Raw genomic sequence first — 19,763 nt, 5'->3', positions numbered from 1 at the left:
GGAGAGGAGTCAGTAAGAAATGGTATTCGCTCCATTCAAACTTCTACTCCCTCCAACAATAGTGATTCTTCACCCGGTGGTAGCCCCAGAAAAGATACAAAAGCCGCTTGTGCAATACCAGATTTCTTTGGCAGAACAATTGATGTTTGCAAGGAGGAGAAATGAAACTCAAGTTTACTGTGGAGACAACTTATGAGGATACAAGACCGGCACCCCCAGGCGCTGTACCACCGGCACCCGCCACCGAAATACCAGAGTCACCGCGTAGTGATAGTGGGATAGAAGATTCCTCAGCATCAATGACGGCAGCCCACCACCCCTACCATCAACAGGATTATCAATATCCGCCGGCACCATCGCCACCGACACCACCGCCACCGACATCACCACCCACACATTCATATCCACCACCGTCGGCATCACAATATCCACCGACACCGCAATATCCACCGGCACCGCAACATTCATATCCACCGCCATATTCATATCCACCGCCGCCCTACTATCCCCCAACATCCGCGCCACCGCCATATTCATATCCACCACCGCCGTACTATCCCCCAACATCAACGCCACCAGTAGCCCATAACGAGTATCCACCGGCACATCCATATTCACCGACACCACCGCAACCAGTAGTCTCTCCCCAATATCCACCGGCATCGCCAAGTTCTCTTGAAATTAACTCTGCTGAGAAAAACGCAGCTATTCTGATTGTCTGTTTGGTGGGATTGCAATTATTGCCGGCGCCAACTTGGGAAAAAATAGAAAATTTACCACCGACTCAAATATTACGCTCAATAGTAAATCCAACTCCCCTGCCATCAGTTCCTTCTTCAAAACAGCAATCATCAATTTTATTACATGGCCCACCTGTTTTTCCTCTAGCTGGAATATCAGGAAAAGATGCGGTGGCCGGTAGTATCCCCGGTGATTGCCGGCCCCTCGGAAGCTGCACCAGAAAACACGCCGGTGTTGACTATAGCGCTAGTCCGGGGTGGCCGGTCCTGGCAATTGAAGAAGGGACAGTTAATGAGGTCAAGCTCGATTCTCCTGTTGGTGGAATTATCGGGATTAAATCAACTTCCTCAGATGAAGTTTATCGGTATGTTCATTTAGATCGGGATTCGGTGAGGCCATTTAAAGTCGGTGATTTCGTCAGTAAAGGAAGTGTTGTCGGTTTAATTGGCCCTACCTTCCCTGGTTCTTCAGGGCCACACGGTCACTTTGAGAGATACCTGGCTGGCCAATTAGATTGGAAAGTCCATGAACATTTGAAAACAGCAATTGCTCTTCCCAAACCATGAAACCCAAGACTATTGCAGTTGCGGCGTTGGGTGTCCTGGGATTTGAAATATTCAGGAATACTCCTACTACTATCGCCCAAAATACAATCTTTAACCCCAACATTCCAACCAATATTTCCACAAAACAAATAGCATTATCTGCCGGCCATTGGATCTATGCGCGTGATGAAACCGGCGCCGCTGGAGAAAAAGAGATGAACAAATTAATCGTCGAAGCTCTCCAGCCAATGCTAGAGGAAACTGGTTGGAAAGTTATCCGTCCTGATTCACCGGCCATGATGAAAAAATGGAATGTTTGGGAAGAATATATCGCCGACATTCCCGCCTTGGAAAACCAAAATTATCAAGTTCTGGAAATTCATGGTCAACCTGGTCGGTGGGGGACTGGAGTTATCGGTAATCCTAATGACCCCTTTGATTCCAAATTAATCAAACAATTTGGGATTTTAAAAGCTGATAGAGGCCGGTATGGCGTGACTCGCTCTGGACAAAATGGCACGATCTTAGAAGCCTTTGCCTCGGATCAGCTTCTCCCAACTACTGAGCAGAAACAACAGCTTGCTCAACAACTTGCCAGAAAAATTACCGATGCTTTAAATGAACCATGAAACTTATTTCTACTATGGCGTTAGTGGTTCTAATAAGTGTTTGGTACAATGAGCCATCAACAACATTTTTTGGACAAAACAACCAACCCAAGACTTCTACCATTTCTCCAGATGAGACTTTCCTTTATTTCAAAGAGGTAACGCTTAAATCTGAGTTTGGCAGTTCAGATGATGGTGTAATCAAGAAATGGATGGTTCCTATAAAGTTAGAGATAGCCGGTCTTCCCACTCCCCAAGATTTACAAACAGTGGAAACTGTCACCAGTGAATTAAAGCTTCTAACTAATTTACCAATAGAATTCGTTAAACCCAACACTGGTAATATACGAATCCGGTTTACTCCAGAAGCAGAGTTTCAGAAATTCATTCCCACTTATCAACCAGGCAATAGCGGATTCTTCTGGCTTAATTGGGATGAAACAAAACAAATCACGGGCGCGGAGATTTTAATTTCTACCACAGGTGTCACCCAAAAAGAACGTTCCCATTTAATCCGAGAAGAATTAACACAGGCATTTGGGTTGCCGGCGGATTCCGACAAATATCCAGACAGCATATTTTATCAACAATGGACAGACATTACTGAGTATTCATCCCTGGATAAAAAGTTAATCAAAATGCTCTACAGCCCACAAGTAAAACCGGGGATGAATGAAAGTCAATTAGAAAAGCTATGGAGGGAGAACCGGCTATGATTAATCCCACCGGCCTATCAATCATCGCCATTTCCACTTTAGGATTAGCTATTATCGGTCAACCTACTCCAACACCGGCACCCAGACAAATTTTTCTTTCCAGTCATCCGCTATCAGAAGCAATTAAAAACGGGAATGTTCAAGCTTTCTTACAAACAATTGCTTTTGCGGAGGGTACTGCCGGCCCAGATGGTTATCGGATGATGTTCACCGGCCCCCTTTTTAATTCATTTAAAGCACATCCTAATGTAAAGAATTGCTCACTGTATAAGGGGAGACCCCTATGCAGTACGGCAGCCGGTAGATACCAATTCCTCAAAACTACTTGGGATGAAATCTCTCGTAAATTAAAGCTACCGGATTTTAGTCCAGAATCCCAAGACTTAGCGGCTGTCCAATTAATTAAACAGGCCGGTGGTTATGAGGATATTGTGGCGGGTCGGTTTGATGATGCTGTGTTTAAACTCGCTCCCACCTGGGCTTCTTTCCCGACTGCTGAAGGGAAAAGCTATTACAACCAACCATCTAAAAGTCTGCCCTCCCTTCGGGACAAATTTCAGCAGGCTGGTGGTAGCTTTTTCCTCAAAAATAACAGTTCCAAATGACCTTCAATGGCGTTCATTGTAGCGCCACTCAGAAAGCTATTCGCCTCTCTATCGTATTGGCTTAAAACCCTCAACAAAATCAAGCCAGCGATCAATTTTTCCTCCAGTAATTTGGAGTCTAGGAATATCTGCCGACTCGGATGACCACTGTAAAGTTCTAATACTATAGTTAGAAATAACAGTCCGTTCTGGCTGGCCCAATCCATAAGCGCGACGGATATCCAGTGCTAAAGGACAGGAAATTTCAAAAATCCCCATATCAATTGAGCCATTCCCTGCTTTATATTCCCACCTAGCGTAAGCTGTAGCTTGATTTTGGGAGCGTAGTTTACTACACTCCCACATTGTTATTTCAAACATTTTAGCTAAATGAACATCATAACGCCGTAAACGAGAATTATTGCCATAAGCGTTCACGGTTGTATTAGTATCTGGCACTATTAATTTAAAACCACCTATGTAAATATTTCCGTGCCCCAATCCTTTGCTTTCAATTCTGGTAATCGGAAAATCCTGTGCCGAAACTGATGGAGCAGTCAGACCAAGTAAAGTGAGCAAGACTAAATGAGTTAAATTACCTAAAGAACACTTTTGCATCTTTATACCTGCTTAATAGCACCAATACAATTAGAATGCTAATAGTGTAAAGTTCCCAACAATCAAAAATTTAATAAAATTTAATAAGGAGTTCACAGGAAAAATTATATATTTTTCTTCCTTAAAAAAATAAGATTGCTTCATTATTTCAATTGTATTCTATTTAGGGCTTTTTATGAAAAAATCTTTATATGTCTCTGAAACTTATATTGAAAACGTTAGATTGTAGAACCCGACAAACTTCGGATCGGCCATGAAATTAGGTTTATGTTAGCCATTTTATGAAGAGTCTGCTATCAAATTCTGGTGAGAAAACATCTAAGAGCGGTGTCTGGTAGGTATTGGAAGTTAAAATAAATACGAGGAAGCTCAAAACTTGCATAAGGAAATCAACAATGACACAACCATCCATGAGCGAACAGGAACAACGTGAATTAGCAGAACTGCTTGAACTTGCCAAATTAACCGAACAAAAAGCTAAATAATTATGCGACTTTACATTGGAAATAGACCAAAAATACGAAAAGCGTTTGGCTGAGTTAAAAGTTGCTGAAAAATTGAAAGTTGCCGGTCTTTCTTAGATACTCACGTCTGAATATCTGCGCCTCCATTCCTCCACTCCCTCATAGAAATCTAAGCCTATGGGGGATACAAACCCATTTATCAGAATTGTTATTTATGAAATATCCTCATATTGTTGCGGCAAAAGCTATTGATAATCAAACTTTGCTTGTAAAATTTACCGATGATGAATTCAGACAATACAACATCTCTAAATTCCTAGAGAATCCCATGTTTGCTAAACTCCATAATCCTGCGTTTTTTAAAAACTTTAAGATTGAGGAAGGTGGTTATGGGTTAGTTTGGGATGACGATGTTGATATTAGTGAGTATGAGCTTTGGCAAAATGGCATTTCTGTTGCAGATGAAGATATTGCTATTCATCTTGAGCATACTCATCTTTGAAATCGTCATAGTATTTTTATTACTTTGAATCCAGAAAGAGAGGAGATTGTTAAATAGATAGAGTAGAAGAGTATCGGAATACTATTGAACGAGCTTTAGAAGCTCATCGGGTTCCATAAAGGGATTTTAAATACTGGTGTTGATAAGCCATTAATGATATACTATCTTAGCTAGAAACACAGGTTATCTATATGGCAAGACTACCATCAGAAACGGTAACAAAGATTTTCAGTTTACAGCAACAATTCTTAGAAAAAATTGACGAAGCCGGCTTGCTTGAATTTATATTATTTGAACAATTTGGCGAGACAGAAGAAACGATTCCTGAATTAGAGGAATTACACAGTAATGGTTGGCGGTAGCAATCTCCGTGAATTCCTTGCAGCCATTTTGTCTTAAACCTGTCAGTGAGACACTCAAAAGCCCTCTGAGTGGCTTTTCCAACCCTCTCTTAGAGATGCTAGAGAGTTTTTTGAGAATTCTTCTGGAGCGATTACTGCCAGTTGCTCGATAACTCGATTACGGTGTTCAACAGCATGACTAATACAGGTAGAGTATTCATCATGTTGGATTGAATCTACATCTCGGTGAGGGTGGATGAGCTTGAGAAGACCAGCAGCAGTTTTTTTGATGGCAGTTTGATTGCGCGTTGTTAGACCGTCTACTTCAGTATATTTTTCGACAATTAGGGAATAATTGGTGCGTCGCAGGCGGTTAAATATTTCAGCCAGGTAGTCAGTGATAAAGCCATAGCCTTGAGCATAGTTGTCCGGACGAATTTTGGGCATTTCCCAACCGGGTAGGAAGGCGTGAATGCGATCTAAGAAAGCTGTGTCTTGTAACTCAACTGGTAGTACAGCAAAATAGTGCTTGTAGCCAGATAGAGGTTTTTTATTTTCCATATCTGTATCAATATTGCCACCAAGGACTATGCTGGCCTGAGCATTATATTCATTATTGCCGCGAGAGAAGCGCCCGGTTTGCATATAGTCTTTAAGGACTGAGATTGTGCTAGCAGCATCAGAAAACGTGGTGTGAGCTATCTCATCAAAAAAGACGACATCTTTTTGCGCTAAAATTCCGACTTTACGAGTATTTTGGTTAAAAAATAGAGTGGCAGGGGTAGTACGGCTGCCAGAGAGGACAAAGGAGCGGCTAGATGTATTGCGGTAGGTATAGGTCTTACCAGTCTCGCGTGGTCCGAGTTCAATTAAGTTGTAGTTAGCCTCTACAAATGGCACTAGACGCAATAGCATCAGGTACTTTTCCCGTTCAGTGAATCGAGATGGCTCAAAGCCAATAGAGGTGATAATTAGATCGATCCACTCATCAGTTGTAAATAAATTTCTTTTTTCAATATAGTCATCTAACTCTAACCGAGTTACTTGGAAAGGAGTGAATTGCTTGATGTAAAAAGGATACTTCTTATGACCTAATTCGTAAGTAGGATCGTACTCAATGATGGCTGTTCCCCAGGCTCCGCTGGTGAGTAAAACATCACCAAATTTGTGTAGGATTCCTTGGCTAACACGGACATAGTTTTCACCAAGGGCTGGAACTTCAGCCCAGTAATGGTCGCGAGCAGCATCGAGGCGAACTTGGAATTGACCCAGGATTGTGTATTCTCCCTTCTCTTTGATTTGGCTTTTAATGAGTTCTTTGCCTTCAGAACCGACATAGTGTTCGCTCAGAAGGCGATCAATTTTCTGTTGACCAACGGAGGGAGCAGTAGGGTCAATATATCGAGCGCAGAGGTATTCCATGACGTAGCGAGGAAATTCCTTATACGCATCATTCCAGCGCGTCAGGGGTTTGAGGACAACGCGATCGCTCAAGTAAGCAAGAACTTTTTCGTCCAATGACCTTCTAGCATTCATGGAGATAACCTGACGCTAATCATCAAAGTCTAGTCCAGCGAGTGGATCGGAAAACTCAACTTTATCGCGACGAGTAGAAACTTGTAGGGGAATACGGTGAACTGCCAGACGAGTTCCTTTGCTATCCAACAGTTCAACTGTCAAAAGTTGCTGACCGAGCTGAGCAAAGAAACTGAGAGTCAGAGGAATGCGATCGCCAGCAGCCAGTTCTTCCTGTATAACCTGTGGCGGGTTATCATCAATGCGCCAATTAAAGAGAAACGAGCTGCGTTGTGTGCCACTATTGAGAACGGATAGAACTAATTTAATTTCTTGATCTTCAGTATCTACTAGCTGGCTTGGTAAATCGAGTAATTCAAGTTTGCGAATTGGCTGAGTTATGGGTTTCAGGAGCGCTCCTGGGACAACCATTTCATCTAGGGTAATGCCACCATGAGTAAAGCGGTCTATTCTATTGCTATCAGAGCGTTTAAACCATTGACGACCTACAGCAACTTCATAGGTATATTCAGAACTGCCATAGCTAATACCCTTACCGTAGGTAGGCACAGTAGTTTTAAGATAGCGATAACGAATATTATGATTATCGAGATGAGTGATTTCAATTCCATCCTCCCTAGAGAGTTCAACGAATCCATGATCGCTAGAGAGTACAACAATATCCTGGGGATTAATACGGGCAATTAAATCTGGTAATACGGATTCGACTAAAGTTTTTTGAATGAAATCATTGAGGCTGGCAAGGTCATCGCGCCAGTTGTGAATCCAATCATCACTGACGTTGTAGATAAGAATGTTGTATTTTTTAGCATCCTCTTCGCCAAGCCCTAGTCTTAGCTGACGCTCAAGAGTTTCAGAACGCACAACAATCTGGAGGTCTTGCTGCCGCCGCTCGTAGGAAATTCCCAACTTTTTCGCTGCCAGAATATTGTGGTTTGTTATCGTCAGACCTGAAGCATTTTTCCACTTATCTGGTGTTCCACCTGCAATCAGAGCAACACGAGCAATATCAGTGATTGAAGGTAGGGAAGCCAGATAAAGCTTTTCGGTGATTTGAAAGTGGTCTTCCAGAATTGGGCGAACTACCAAATCCCAAGAATCTAGCCGCATTCCATCAAAAATTAGAAACCAGACGCGGCTGTCTCTGGGCAACTGAGACGGCAAGATATCTGAGAGAAATTGAGTTGAGTGACGGGGATGATGGCAAAATTTAGACCACTGAGTGCCTGTTACCAGGTCAGCTAATTTTTCATCTAAGAGGTTTAGGAAGTCTCGCCAGTGCGCTCGCAGATTCTGGAGTTGCTCAATGATTTTCTCCCGCAATTGTCCTGGAAGTTGGTTCAGTTTGAGAACACTACGGATGGTACGGGAGATTTCCAATTCCTGAGTGTGGATATTCTGATTGCGATACCAGTCAAGTAAAGTAAAGATGTCATTAAAGGTAGGACATTGTTCAGATAGATGAATGTCTACCTTTTGACTTACTGCTAGGGCTTGTTGCAGGGTTTGAGCTACATCGCAGTAGTCACCTTGGAGCGAACGAGGAGTGTAAACAGCAACGTCAAATTCCTCCAGGAGTTTGCCTTCCTCAATAGCAATACAGACTGCTGCCACCCAAATTCCTGAGAGGTCAGTTCGGCTAGCAATTTCTTGCGTTATAGCTATCAACTGCTGAACTAGATCGCTGAGTTGTTCAAATGTCAGAAGTTGCTCGGCTCTGTTCAATAAAGCTTTCCAGCTTGTTTGATCTTGTTGAAGCAGTGTCAGAGTTGATTGGAGGATTTTCAGGTGGTCGCTGGACAGACGGGGTAGCCAGAGGAGGCGATCGACAGCGTGGGGTGCCTGTAGTGTTGTTGTTGTATGGTAGGCGTAGGCTAAGCGGATTAAGTCACTTGCTGAAAGTTCCAGAAACTCAGTAGGGGTAGAAAGACTGGCAGCCAGTTCAACTAAACCAGGGTTAGAGTCATTGTTAGACGTGGCGAGAATGATTCGCAGATACCAGGCTAGGAGTTCGGCTGGTCTTTGACTTGAGATGTTACACAGTAGCTCTAGGGGCAATTCTGGTTGACGGATATGCAAAAGCAGCAGCTTTAGGTTGTAGCTGTTGAGGACAGATTTGCTAGTGAATTGGTGAAAGAGTTTTGCCGCTGTAGCCAAGGCTCCTAAGCAGGAAACAACTGTGCTACTTTGGGTAACCAAGTCAGTTGGCCAAGCTTTGTAGGGTGTCAGCTCTCCGAGAACACTTTCTAGGCGCAGGTCAAGCATACCATCGTGACGATTGAGGAAATCTGCCAGATACGTCAGGTCGAGGAAAGCGCTGGTTTTACCAATGGGGGGACGTATCCAGATGATTAGAGGTTGAGTGTTGTCTAATTGGTTGAGAGTGGCACGAAAGCGAAAGTCATCTCCTCGATAGGAAACGATTTGCCAGGACTTGCCTCGATTATCAACTAGATCGTCTGCTATTTCCAGTAAGGTATGAGGGTCGAGCCAAAGAACTAATTTGGCAGCTTTGGGCAGCTTGGCAAGCCACTGAAGGGCATAGTCATAGAGTGTGGTAGTAATACTCATGCGACACCCCCCGTTGCTGGTTCTGTAATAGGTTCCATCTGACGATAGGCAATACCCCAACTCGGTCGTGGACCAATTGCCACCTGAAGATAGGAGTCAACCTGACCATAGGCAGTCAGCTCAGTAGCATAAAGCTTCTGGAGAGCTTGCTGTCTTTGTTCGAGAGTAGCAGTATTGGCAGGAATTGGGTTATGTCTGCTGGGGTCGAATGGTTCACCGTTGAGCAGAACTTGTAAGACGTGAGCGTAAGGGTTATCCGTTCCACCCCCCTTACTGACATGAACCTCAATACCAACTTCAACGTGGCGGACACGATACTTGCCGTCTGGCTTAGAGGCTAGACCTTTTGATGGAGTGCGTTGCCCAGATTGAGCTTGCTGTCGTAAGTCTTCAAGGTCTAGACGGAGAGTACGATCAATTTCTTGACTGTTAGCATCTTGTCCTAAGTTAAGGACTGAAATATCACCATTTCGCTGGCATACTTTACCAATTTTGCGAGTTATCTGTACTATCTCGTCTGATAAGTCACTAAGGTTGATTCGCTCGAAAATTAATGAACCTCGATAAAAGAAGCGGTTTCGATAGCAAAATTTTAACCAATCAAATAGCACGCTAGCCGAGAGCTGTTTGCGAGCAGAACTCAAAGTGAATGCTACAATTTCACGAAATATTTCTGTATCTAGATCTTCTAGAATTGGGCTTAGAGCTTCATCGCTCATCCATACCCGTGGAATAAAGATAGCTTCTGTGATAGTTATATAATCTTTGTTTTCCGTAAGTATGCGCCCGAATGCGCCTTCTCTTGGCGGATAAGCATAGGAGCTACGAATCATGTGAAGAAAGTCTTTGCTATGAAGAGGCTCATGGACTTGATTAAAAATCTCCTGAATCATCTTCAGAGCATCTCCAACTTCATACTTGCGTTTTCCATCAACAGACAGGGCAAACTTCTTATCCTTTGATGAGCTAACCTGCCAGAAAAGAGGACTAACGTTTAAGTATAAATTTATAGTTTTATAATTATATTCGCAGAAATCAGGATCGCGTTCCAGAGCATAAATACTTACTGGCTCAACTTCTAGTTTTGCAACTAATAAATTGATAAGATTTTGCTCAGGTAATTCGTAACGTCTACCTGCAACTCCATAAATGTTGCTACGACCAAATTTGTGGAACAGATTTGGATGAAGGTTCAAGTTCATCGACACTGTAGCACGAGTAACTGGGTAGGACTGACTCAATTCAACATAAATATCTTCAGCATCTACAGGTAAAGGCTGTTTACTTAGATAGTCAAGCAGAACTTCGCGAAAGTGGCTGTATTCCATAGTTCCCCACTCCCGTAAGCCATAAATACCACTGCCACAACGAATAATGTCAGGGTGACGCTCAATCGCTCCCTGTGCAGATCTTTCTATATTTTCTGCTTTCCAGTCTGGTTTTAGCAGTTGGATTCGTTGACCTACTTCTGAGAAATGAAGGGGCTTTCCTGCTTGATGTAAGACATAGTAGGCATAGTCTGTTATATTCCAGGCTTCAGCGCTGAATATCCCAGGTATAGCCTCCTGACACAGGACATTAATTAAACTGTTGGCAACTGTTTCAGGATTAAGAATATCTTGAGGTAATAGAGCCAGTATGATTTGCTGAAGTTGAGAGCGTTCACTAATCCTCTGTCCTTCCCAAAACTCTGCAAGCTGAGGCTGTACGTCCGACAATATTTGGTGAGTTAGTGGATTCGTATAAAAAAATTGAGTTTTTGAAATCTGAAAACTCTGAATTTCAGGAATAAAGTCTACGAGCCACAAAATGACTGACGGTAAGTGAACTTCCCCAGGAGGATATATCTTACTTATAGCTTCACACCATTTCTGTAGTGTAATAAGGGAGCCAGCAGATTTCAAGGTATTAATTGCTACCTGTCTAAACTGTATTAAGATACTTTGTTTATTAAAAGCATTCAGTTTATTGATTGCTTTATCTACAATTTGTCGTACTCTTTCACGAGTTAGTTCTAGCTCTTGCCCAATATCTTCAAGGCTTCGTCGGTTTCCATCATACAAACCTAAACGCTGTTTCAATATAATTTTGTTCTTATCATTTAATGAATCCAAAGCATCATCTATTTCTTCGGCAATCGTTGTAAAGCATCTTGAGGGTATTTGACCAGATATAAGAGCATAAAGAGTGGTTTGACTAGCATCTGAGGGAATCGCAAACAGAACTTGTTGTGGGGATAATTCTCTTAACCTCTCTGGTGTCCACTGTTTTTTGGCTAAGACCTCAATCTGTGTGGACTTGGATAAACTAGCAAGCCAATCAAGATAGCTTTGAGGAGCATCACGCAGTGCTTGAAAGGGATCGAGAGCAGCTTTTAACTCTTCCTCTTGCTGTGAATCAAAAAAAATTTGACCTGCCTCAAAAGCAAAAATCAAGTGAGCAACTACACGATATTTACTGACAAGCTTACGCACAGCAACAGATATAGATAAGCAATATGTAGGTACCTGTAAACTAGGAATATTTGCCCATTCAGGCAAGGGAGAAATTTCTTGATTTGGTGTAGATTTGAGCGGAGGTTGAAAGGTAGCCAGTGCTGACCGTACTTCAGTTAGTGAGGTTTGCCCAAAATTCTTGAGTCCCAGCAAACCTTCATCAGAACATATTTCTAGTTCTCTGACAGTGTTAATACCAGCTTTTTTCAGAGAATTAAAGGCACGTAGGGATATATTAAGTTTTTCAATAGGAACATCCAGTGAAGCCTCTACAACATGGCTATCCTCCTGTTTTATAGCTACTGTAAATTTTGAATTATTGGGTTCAGTAAGGTTCTGTTTTAGTTTCTTGTAATCAGCGAGGATTAATTCAGAAAAAGGTTTTTTGATAGTAATTGATTGTGGCCCTAATGGGTGTGATAACTCAGCATATATTTCACTTCCTATATATATGAGACTCAGAACAGAAAATAGAGTTGAGCCTCTCCCCTTCACTAAAACCTTGTCACCCACCTGGGGTGTCCATTCTTGAAGATGAGTATGTGAGTCTTCATCAGAGCCATTTGGAGAGACTGAAGCTTGAGTCTTACTATTTTCCTCAGAACTTACTGCATCTTTAGACTGATCAATAAGTCTTTCTGTAGTGTTTTCTAAAGCCTCCACTAGGACCCAGCGAGGGGAGACATGGGCAACTACTTGAGAATCACGCAGATTTTGGAGTTCAGGTAACAGTTTAGAAAAGAGGCTAGCTCTGCTACACCCTTGATACTGCGGTTGGGTCAGCAGATAATCTAGAACCTCAAACGGGGTGAAGCCTTGGGGCGATCGCCTCAAAATCTGTATAACTACTTCAGAATCAATAGACACAGCCTAGTTTCCTATCTCTCTCTTCTTTTAAAGTTCCCCATTGTTGCCTCGATCTCACATTACTCCAGGTTAATTCGCACGGTCTTACCTGGATTTTCTTGTTCCGCTTCTTCAAACTTAGCCTCTAGCAGTAGTTCTATTGCCTGTACAACTTCTTGTAGTTGCTGACGCTCAATTGTCGGATAAGCTTCCCTTATCTGTGCTAACACATCACTCGCAGCAGAGACAACATTTGCTTGTTGCAAAAGGGATTGGAGACGCTGCGTTACCTCATCTGTCAGCAGCCCGACCAAATCCTCAGCCTTACCTGATTCAAGAATTTGCAGCAGCGCCCTCAGCCTTTCTGTCTCACTATTTCTGAGTAGGCGCTTAACTGTTTCACTCTTTAATCGGGCAAATTGCTCAATCAGCGCCCCATCTAATTCCCGTTGCCAATCTGTGACTGGTTCACTGGGGACTGGCTGCCGTAACTCCAGGCGACAACGCCCACACAAAGGATCGTGCGCCAAACCCTGCTGTAACTCCTGATCGGTTGCCGAACAAACCCGTAGCTGATTGAGCAGAATCTCTTGCCTGTGCCGGTGGCTTGGAGTGACAGGTAGACCCAATTCACTAATCTCGTTTAACCCTTCTAAGGTTCTCAGCTTCTCTTCCGCCCCAACTAAGTCAGAGTGTAAACTTTGTACAGCTTGGTAGTGGTCGCGGTGATGGATGCGGTACTGGTTGATGTAATCGCTTTTGAGCTGATCAAGTTGCGAGCGCAAACTCTCTTGAAAACTGGGCGACTCCAGTAGTAGCTCCAAGTTAAATTGCTCTAGGACTTGATCGAGACTTTCTCGTAAATCTGCTGTCTGGGGTAAGGAATCCTTCAACTGCCTCAGATAGGCTCGATCTGCGCCCAAATCTGTACTCAAATGGGATAAATTTTCTAGAGCCTCAAAATCACCTAGTGCCTTTTCAAGCTGCTCCTCACTCTCAAACTCAGCCTGAGCGGTTTTAAAGAAGTCATCTATATCAGCAGTCTGAGTCAATAATCGCAGAGGTGAAAGTTGCGCCCAGACTGACTCTGGCAGAGCAGAACCCAACGTTCTAGCCAAGCTTTTCAGACTATTATCCACAGCTTCAACTCGCTGCCCCAATGCCTGACAAGCGCGTTTTAACCGTTCCTCTTGTTCTAACTTTCGTTGTGAGTCTGTTTCCGTTGTCAAAGTGTCATCCAGGATTCGAGCAAAAGGAACAACTTGATTCCAATCAACCCCCTGCGACTCTTGGAGAACGCGAATTTCCCGGTCAAACTTGTTGCTCCACTCGACTTGCCCTATTAAATCGGTTGTCAGGCGTTGTTTAGGTGGAGTCAGACCATTCCGTAGCCGAATTGTAGTATCTGGGCTTAGCTCTAATTCTGAGCGTGGGTTACCGTATTGTACGAAACACAGCAGGTAAAGAGAGAGTAATTCCTTTGTCAATCCATAGGGGGCAGCAACTAAAAGCTTTTCTAGCTGAGTTCGCGTCACCCGTCCTTGATGCTGACTCAACTGCTGGCGTAGAATCTCGAAAACTTGGCAATTTTGAGGATTAAACACCAAAGAATTCTGAGCAGATGTTAATCCCAGTCCAACTCCGTAGATTTCGACAGCATTCCGATTCCCAGCCGACGGATTAGGGAAGAACAATCCTTCAAAAACTTTACGCACATCTGCCAGCGCGAAATTTTTTCCGCTTTTAAACTCTAAAGTCTCAATTAATGGCTGAGTGTAAGTGTCTGCTAGTAGCTTCTGAGTTAGAGACGCGATCGCCTGCTCCTCCCTAGCTTGGCGAAAAATATCACTCAGCTTTATCCCCAGAGAGCGCCGTGTAAAAACTTTTCCTTTCCTATAAGCCTCAACTTGAGTTTTGTGGATTTCAGGAACAATATCTTTCCGTTTCTCCTTGAGAAACTCCCGCATTTTTTCTCCATCTGCTGTTGCATCATTGCGATATCTCTCCTGTAAAGCATCAACCGTCAGCCAATCTCGGATGAATTCTTTAGCTGTTTGAGTCAGAGGAGCGATCGCTACAACGGCTATCCGGTCATCTAAAATTTCTGAGGTGTCAATTTCACCTGGATAGGTCAGGAGAACAATTCGCGCATGGTGATCTAAATCTAGTTGACTCCCGTAAGCGCTACTGTTCCACTGGTCAGTTACCACAACTTCGTGTTTGTACTCTACTCGATTATGAGTGACACGACTTGAGGTTGTAGTGTTTAAACTCAACTTGCTGAGTAAGCTGTCTTTCCCAAAAGTCTTATCCGGTGGAGCCAGGAGAATTTCCCCCCAGGTTGTTAAGAGTTTGCCCTCATCATTCGTGGTTTTTCCCTTGGCACGTCTAAAAATATTACCTGGATTAAATCTATCGCTTTCAACTGAGACAAAACGGGCTTGTCTCTCACCTGCTACTTGCTTTTGTGATTGGTACTCAATTTGGCTCAGTTCTCTTAATTGTGACAAGACTAAATCAATTGCGTCTTCACTATGTAGAACATCAGAGCGGGTTAGCGTTGCCTCTACAATGTCTGAGACTTTTAACCAATGTTCTATTCCAGAGTCCAGGTAAGCAATATGCTCTAGAAATAGCATTCCTAAGATATTATCAGCAATGGGACGATCATTTGGATCTAATTCCAGTTCTTTTAGCCCATCTTTTACTTCCTGATACGCTCTGTAGCTGTCTTCATAGAGTGTATCTTTAAAGCCATCAGTCAAGCTGTTACTTCTGAGTAAATCACTGGCAGTAATCAGTCGATTCTGCTGGAGTAGCTCTCCCTGTTTCAGGATGTCATACAGAACACCGATGCCAAATCGAGCGGATGGTAGATTTTCCCGCGTGATTCGACGGATGATATCAAAAGCGCGAGGTTGGAAGGGAAAACGATCTACAAATTGCTCGCTAGTAATATTATTTGACTTTATAAATCGGAAATTATTGCGATAAAAGTCATAATATTGATTGACTTCTGGTTCCCGATTAGGCTGGATATCTCGGATTCGACCGGATGCAATTGTGTAGTAATCAGTCTGGTCTCTATCTGCCAACAGCCTTAGCTCTTTGAAGCGATCGCCCTTGAGTTTAGTTGGTGCTGCCTTCTGGGACGCTACAATTGTCCAAATTTTTGCTCCTTCATCTCTAGGCAATACATGGCCGATTGTTTCGAGAGTTTCCTCATCAGCCACTCTCTGTTCATCAGTTTTTTCCCGATCCTGCCAGAAGGCAAACTCATCCATTATCAGCAGCATCCCCGTATATCCGGCTTCTATAATCTGCTGATAAATATGTCTGACTCTTTCTTTTGTACTGATGGCAATCTCAGGCTGGAGTTCATTGCGCTGGCAGTAGCGCACGATCTGTTCAGCAGCAGCACTATCCCCCTCTTCCGACCGCAACTGGGCTAGCGTCACGCTAGTTTCTGCTTTGACAAATCTCTCGATATCGGAACGTAAGCCTTCGCCACGACTTCGATACCATTCGAGGAGGTCATCATCCGTTGTTACCCTAAGCAGAGGTAAGTCGGGATGTTGCTGGCGTTGCGATTCCCATGAGGCAGCAGTTTCACGGGCGATAATGTCAAGGAGACTGCGTTCTAACGGTCCCCCTTGCCTCCCTTCGCCTCGTAGAGAAAACACCACTGGAAGCAGTTGTTTGGGTTGAACTTGAAACCGCTCATTTTGAATTTCGAGAGCGCTTACGCAGTCCCAAATGTCCTGTTCAATGACATCCCGTTCTTTCCCTAATAGAGAGGCTAGTGTACCGAGAAAGTGGGTTTTACCAGCCCCATACTCTGCCTGAATCCAATATGCCTGACCGCGTTCAGCTATTACCTCTTCAAAAACTTGGTTAAAGTAGGCTCGGATCGAGTCTGTAAAAATATAGGTTTCGACCGTTTCCACTGGCTTACGCAGTGCCTCCACCAGTGAAAGAGTCGTTTCTGGTCGTTTGGCTTTGGGAATAATGAGTTCCCGTAGTGGGGCTAGTTCACTGGTCAAAATAAACTCCTCCTTAGAGAGTAGGGCTTAAATCAATCAGGGGGCTTTCGACTCGTCCCACTTCTGGAAAAGGTTTCCTGATTGTTTCAACATCCACCGTTATACAGTTCGGTAACCCCTCTAATAACTCCGACGTTGGAACTGATGGCAACACAACGATCGCGCAAGTGCCATCCGCGAGGTAATGTTCGTAAAGGGGCGACAGTCCTATTTGATAGCGTACTAGCAGCATTGGCTTGGTCAGCACCAAAAATTGGGGTATTCCTATGCTCCGGATTTGCTCCAAATGGTCTTTGAGCCTCTCTTTTAATCGTAGTGTAGCTTCAGGATTACGTAAAGGCTCTGCAAGTTCGTTAACATTGAGAGTCTGTAGGCGATTGGTAGGCTGTTTTCCACGCCTGAGAGAGGTACGAAGCTGATTCAAGAGAGCGTTTTCTGGCTCGTGAATAAAGAACAGATGGCGTCCGCTGCGAACACCATTCGCTAAGCTATCAGCGATGACTTCAAACTCTCCTAGATTCACGACAACCTCTTATAATTTAGAATCTCATCAGCACTGTATGCGGTGGTAACTTGCTCCAGTTGATCGGCACGCACATATTTCACGATAATTTTTTTAGCTTCTAGGTAGCGCAACACCTTTACCACGTCAGTAGGATCGCGCAAACCTAAGTAGCGCCAAAATACATGGTTGAGGATATCTTGAACGGCGATTGTTGTAGGTTGAGGCGCAAACAGCACATGGAGCAACACACCGAAAGCCCTTTTTAGATCCGGAAGCTCTCGCACATACATTACCTGTTGCGAACGGGTGACTAACCCTGTTGCTTGCAATGCTGCACTCAGCCTTTGCCTGAGCTTGGGTTTAACTTCCCCGTAGGTTTCTTGAACAAAGGAGTCAGCTAACTCCCCGAACTCTAGGCGATCACCTGGTTCGCGGTTCAGAACCTGAAGTTTTGCAAAGTCTGCAATCACTGGTTCGCTCACTAAGAACTGATACCGCATCAAATGTTGTAGCAGGCTTTCATCTTTGTAGGTGAGCCAGGTTAACCGTGTGGGTTGGTTAAGAGTTCTTTCTGGGAAAAACCTCCGCACAATCGTGCCTGCACCTCTTTTCCTAGTTTCTTCTGAAGTTTGAGGCAACTTTTCGATTAATTTGTCATAAAAAGCCTCAAAATCACTGAATGTACAACTGAGCTTGATGGCCAGAATACTGTCTGACCACATATGATCGTGAAGAAATTTAGCCATGCTGAGCTATACCCCTATGGGTAGGGTTTGATCTGTTAATCAATTACTTCCCTGTGAAAAAGGTCGCAATTCAGGCCTTTCCTATGGTTCCCTTAGAGCTATTCTAAATAATCAAGTTGAAATTTGCGAAGCCTTATGATATTTAAAGCTGCACACGCAAAGCTTTTCCTGACGGATAGATAACTATAGCTAAAACGTAGACAAGACAAACTTTTAGGCTCGTATTCTCGTAAATAATAAAGTAGTTTATCAGGATTTAAAGACAGGAGTTAAGCAGTTTATTTACATAAAAAAGCGAGACGTTTCCCCATTAATAGCCATATTTATTAATACAAAAGCTGCTATAAGCGCTGGGATATATATTTTTCTTTCACGCTGTTAACATATTTACTTAATCCCTTTCTTTTGATTTTTCAAGATATAATGGAACTGATGTAAGCTAAAGTAACCTGAGTTTGGGTTAAGCAGATTAAGGTAGAACAAAGTCCATGTGAAGCGAAAGCTTCTTGGGTTGATGGCATCCTTGCAATCAGACCACCAATGATGTTAACCATGAAATTGACCGGACTACGATGCCGGGAATGTTCAATTTGAGAAATATTTTTAAATTAGTCAATAATCGTTTCAATAATTAAACGTTTGCGAGAGAGTAATTTGTCAGTAAAACGTATGAAATGGTTTTTCATATTACGTTTAAGTTTGGCAAAGAAATCTAAACCATCTTTTCTTATCCACTCTTTTTCCCGAACTCAGGTTAGGATAATGACGATGTTGGACCGGCAGCGGAGTAGGCTTTCGTTTTATACATTAATCGATGCTCCTATTAATTAATTTGCTTTTTGAAAACGGGATTGTTTGTTGCTGACCTTGCCTTTAAATAGTCGGTCATTTGCTCCAGCTTTTCAGGATACCGAGCGTCTTTCCCTGCGATCTTAGATGCTGCGTTATCAATACACCCCAATCTTTAGGTGTAAGTTCAATAAAGGTTAGACTTCATTTTTTAACCAACAATAAGAGCCAATTGTTTACAAGCCTTCCAAGCAAACGCTTTTAGAAATCGGCGCTGCCAAACTCCTAGCTTTCTCCATACCGAGCTTAAATAATCCGTCGCCCATTCATCAACCATCTGAGCCAAGCCGTGAGGATATTCCCAAGCTTCACACACAAACAAGCGCAGCACACCGGCACCCCACTCAATGTCATCCAAATAGGCCAGTGCTTCTGGTGGTAAGGTTACTGAAAGGTGATTTTTAGACATCTCTTCAATTATTTATCTTAAGTAAATTTCAACAAAAAAATGTATAGTTTTACTTAATTAGATGGGTGTTACTTTACCTTCTAACAAACTCTTTAATTTATTGCTTACTCTATACATTTTTAAAACAATTTTAAGAAAATCTTTTTTTAATTTTTTGGAAAAATTTTTTGTGATATAATTCTGCAATTTGTGTAATTTCACTTAATTGTACCATGCCATCAATACCCTTTGAAATTGTGATAAAAGAACGAATTGAATTAATACAAAAAATAGCTAACATCTTGCTACCGCTGAATATACCTTATGTAGTAGGAGGTTCGGTAGCAAGTTCGCTATGGGGAGAGAACAGGTCTCCGCGTGATTTAGACTTAATGATTAACTGGGAAGCACAAACAGCGCAGACACTAATTGATGCCATGTCAATTGATGCCACGTCTGGCCAATTTTGCATTATCAGCAAATCGGCTGTAACTGAGGCAATTGCCAAGTCAAAAACAGCTTCAGAGATATCACTTCTCACTCTTACCTATTGGCCTCCTAAATCGATGGTAGACATTGCTGTGCTGGTAAGCTGCTACGCAGCTAAACCAGACAAACAGCATTACCTTTGTTTTTAATTTTCCGTTCCCATTGAATAACCAGTT

At 42.9% G+C, this 19,763-nt stretch carries 16 protein-coding genes and 1 pseudogene; 7 read left to right on the top strand and 10 right to left on the bottom strand.

Translation table 11 applies throughout. The annotated features are described in order from the left end of the window. Positions 1–174: 174 nt before the first annotated feature. Positions 175–663 (bottom strand): hypothetical protein, encoded by a 489-nt coding sequence (locus tag NG798_RS25095; protein WP_261226455.1) that lies wholly within the window; start codon positions 661–663, stop codon positions 175–177. A 77-nt stretch (positions 664–740) separates the two neighbouring features. On the opposite strand from NG798_RS25095, the gene NG798_RS25090 reads away from it, so the two are divergent. From NG798_RS25090 to NG798_RS25075, 4 genes are read left to right on the top strand one after another with little or no spacing between them, the layout of a single operon-like run. Continuing rightward, complete coding sequence (locus tag NG798_RS25090; protein ID WP_261226454.1) at positions 741–1,307, top strand: M23 family metallopeptidase; 567 nt, start codon at positions 741–743, stop codon at positions 1,305–1,307. Further along, positions 1,304–1,915 (top strand): hypothetical protein, encoded by a 612-nt coding sequence (locus tag NG798_RS25085; protein WP_261226453.1) that lies wholly within the window; start codon positions 1,304–1,306, stop codon positions 1,913–1,915. The genes NG798_RS25090 and NG798_RS25085 overlap by 4 nt, the downstream gene beginning before the upstream one ends. Then, the gene (locus tag NG798_RS25080; RefSeq protein WP_261226452.1) at positions 1,912–2,610 is read left to right on the top strand and encodes a DUF2927 domain-containing protein; all 699 of its coding nucleotides are present in this window, start codon (positions 1,912–1,914) and stop codon (positions 2,608–2,610) included. Before NG798_RS25085 ends, NG798_RS25080 begins: the two co-directional genes overlap by 4 nt. Further along, positions 2,589–3,215 (top strand): glycoside hydrolase family 104 protein, encoded by a 627-nt coding sequence (locus NG798_RS25075; RefSeq protein WP_261226451.1) that lies wholly within the window; start codon positions 2,589–2,591, stop codon positions 3,213–3,215. Before NG798_RS25080 ends, NG798_RS25075 begins: the two co-directional genes overlap by 22 nt. 48 nt (positions 3,216–3,263) lie before the next feature. Here the strand turns inward: NG798_RS25075 and NG798_RS25070 are convergent, their stop codons facing one another. After that, positions 3,264–3,812 (bottom strand): hypothetical protein, encoded by a 549-nt coding sequence (locus tag NG798_RS25070; RefSeq protein ID WP_261226450.1) that lies wholly within the window; start codon positions 3,810–3,812, stop codon positions 3,264–3,266. Positions 3,813–4,490: 678 nt separating this feature from the next. On the opposite strand from NG798_RS25070, the gene NG798_RS25065 reads away from it, so the two are divergent. Together NG798_RS25065 and NG798_RS25060 are read left to right on the top strand one after the other, a co-directional pair. Then, the gene (locus NG798_RS25065) at positions 4,491–4,778 is read left to right on the top strand and encodes a DUF2442 domain-containing protein (RefSeq protein WP_261226449.1); all 288 of its coding nucleotides are present in this window, start codon (positions 4,491–4,493) and stop codon (positions 4,776–4,778) included. 191 nt (positions 4,779–4,969) lie between these two features. Further along, the gene (locus tag NG798_RS25060) at positions 4,970–5,140 is read left to right on the top strand and encodes a hypothetical protein (RefSeq protein ID WP_261226448.1); all 171 of its coding nucleotides are present in this window, start codon (positions 4,970–4,972) and stop codon (positions 5,138–5,140) included. A 54-nt stretch (positions 5,141–5,194) separates the two neighbouring features. Here the strand turns inward: NG798_RS25060 and brxL are convergent, their stop codons facing one another. The 8 genes and pseudogenes from brxL to NG798_RS25020 all read right to left on the bottom strand — a co-directional run bounded on the left by brxL (position 5,195) and on the right by NG798_RS25020 (position 19,119). Continuing rightward, positions 5,195–6,637, bottom strand: coding sequence for a BREX system Lon protease-like protein BrxL (gene brxL, locus NG798_RS25055; RefSeq protein WP_261226447.1), 1,443 nt, complete (start codon positions 6,635–6,637; stop codon positions 5,195–5,197). A gap of 33 nt (positions 6,638–6,670) precedes the next feature. Next, positions 6,671–9,226: a PglZ domain-containing protein gene (locus NG798_RS25050; protein WP_261226446.1), complete on the bottom strand. Its 2,556-nt coding sequence runs from the start codon at positions 9,224–9,226 to the stop codon at positions 6,671–6,673. Further along, complete coding sequence (locus NG798_RS25045) at positions 9,223–12,588, bottom strand: DNA-directed RNA polymerase subunit alpha C-terminal domain-containing protein (RefSeq protein ID WP_261226445.1); 3,366 nt, start codon at positions 12,586–12,588, stop codon at positions 9,223–9,225. The genes NG798_RS25050 and NG798_RS25045 overlap by 4 nt, the downstream gene beginning before the upstream one ends. A gap of 59 nt (positions 12,589–12,647) precedes the next feature. Next, the gene (locus NG798_RS25040) at positions 12,648–16,610 is read right to left on the bottom strand and encodes an FUSC family protein (RefSeq protein ID WP_261226444.1); all 3,963 of its coding nucleotides are present in this window, start codon (positions 16,608–16,610) and stop codon (positions 12,648–12,650) included. A 13-nt stretch (positions 16,611–16,623) separates the two neighbouring features. Then, positions 16,624–16,842, bottom strand: coding sequence for a hypothetical protein (locus NG798_RS25035; protein ID WP_261226443.1), 219 nt, complete (start codon positions 16,840–16,842; stop codon positions 16,624–16,626). 287 nt (positions 16,843–17,129) lie between these two features. Next, positions 17,130–17,861, bottom strand: coding sequence for a hypothetical protein (locus NG798_RS25030; RefSeq protein WP_261226442.1), 732 nt, complete (start codon positions 17,859–17,861; stop codon positions 17,130–17,132). Positions 17,862–18,274: 413 nt separating this feature from the next. After that, positions 18,275–18,592: pseudogene (locus tag NG798_RS25025) on the bottom strand (transposase). Positions 18,593–18,861: 269 nt separating this feature from the next. Continuing rightward, complete coding sequence (locus NG798_RS25020) at positions 18,862–19,119, bottom strand: hypothetical protein (protein WP_261226441.1); 258 nt, start codon at positions 19,117–19,119, stop codon at positions 18,862–18,864. 212 nt (positions 19,120–19,331) lie between these two features. Here NG798_RS25020 and NG798_RS25015 point away from each other — a divergent pair, with 212 nt between their 5' ends. Beyond that, the gene (locus NG798_RS25015) at positions 19,332–19,736 is read left to right on the top strand and encodes a hypothetical protein (RefSeq protein ID WP_261226440.1); all 405 of its coding nucleotides are present in this window, start codon (positions 19,332–19,334) and stop codon (positions 19,734–19,736) included. The last annotated feature ends 27 nt before the right edge of the window (positions 19,737–19,763 follow it).

Source organism: Ancylothrix sp. D3o, from assembly GCF_025370775.1.
In the GTDB taxonomy this organism is placed as follows: Bacteria; Cyanobacteriota; Cyanobacteriia; order Cyanobacteriales; family Oscillatoriaceae; genus Ancylothrix.
Note: the sequence above shows the minus strand (reverse complement) of the source record. Positions and strands in the feature narration are given on the sequence as shown.

Excerpts from the sequence above, each read along its gene's own strand:
- NG798_RS25095 (WP_261226455.1), bottom strand. The coding sequence starts at position 663 with ATGCCGGTGGATATTGGGGAGAGACTACTGGTTGCGGTGGTGTCGGTG.
- NG798_RS25085 (WP_261226453.1), top strand. The coding sequence starts at position 1,304 with ATGAAACCCAAGACTATTGCAGTTGCGGCGTTGGGTGTCCTGGGATTT.
- NG798_RS25080 (WP_261226452.1), top strand. The coding sequence starts at position 1,912 with ATGAAACTTATTTCTACTATGGCGTTAGTGGTTCTAATAAGTGTTTGG.
- NG798_RS25075 (WP_261226451.1), top strand. The coding sequence starts at position 2,589 with ATGGAGGGAGAACCGGCTATGATTAATCCCACCGGCCTATCAATCATC.
- NG798_RS25070 (WP_261226450.1), bottom strand. The coding sequence starts at position 3,812 with ATGCAAAAGTGTTCTTTAGGTAATTTAACTCATTTAGTCTTGCTCACT.
- NG798_RS25065 (WP_261226449.1), top strand. The coding sequence starts at position 4,491 with ATGAAATATCCTCATATTGTTGCGGCAAAAGCTATTGATAATCAAACT.
- NG798_RS25060 (WP_261226448.1), top strand. The coding sequence starts at position 4,970 with ATGGCAAGACTACCATCAGAAACGGTAACAAAGATTTTCAGTTTACAG.
- NG798_RS25050 (WP_261226446.1), bottom strand. The coding sequence starts at position 9,226 with ATGAGTATTACTACCACACTCTATGACTATGCCCTTCAGTGGCTTGCC.
- NG798_RS25035 (WP_261226443.1), bottom strand. The coding sequence starts at position 16,842 with ATGCTGCTAGTACGCTATCAAATAGGACTGTCGCCCCTTTACGAACAT.
- NG798_RS25030 (WP_261226442.1), bottom strand. The coding sequence starts at position 17,861 with ATGGCTAAATTTCTTCACGATCATATGTGGTCAGACAGTATTCTGGCC.
- NG798_RS25020 (WP_261226441.1), bottom strand. The coding sequence starts at position 19,119 with ATGTCTAAAAATCACCTTTCAGTAACCTTACCACCAGAAGCACTGGCC.
- NG798_RS25015 (WP_261226440.1), top strand. The coding sequence starts at position 19,332 with ATGCCATCAATACCCTTTGAAATTGTGATAAAAGAACGAATTGAATTA.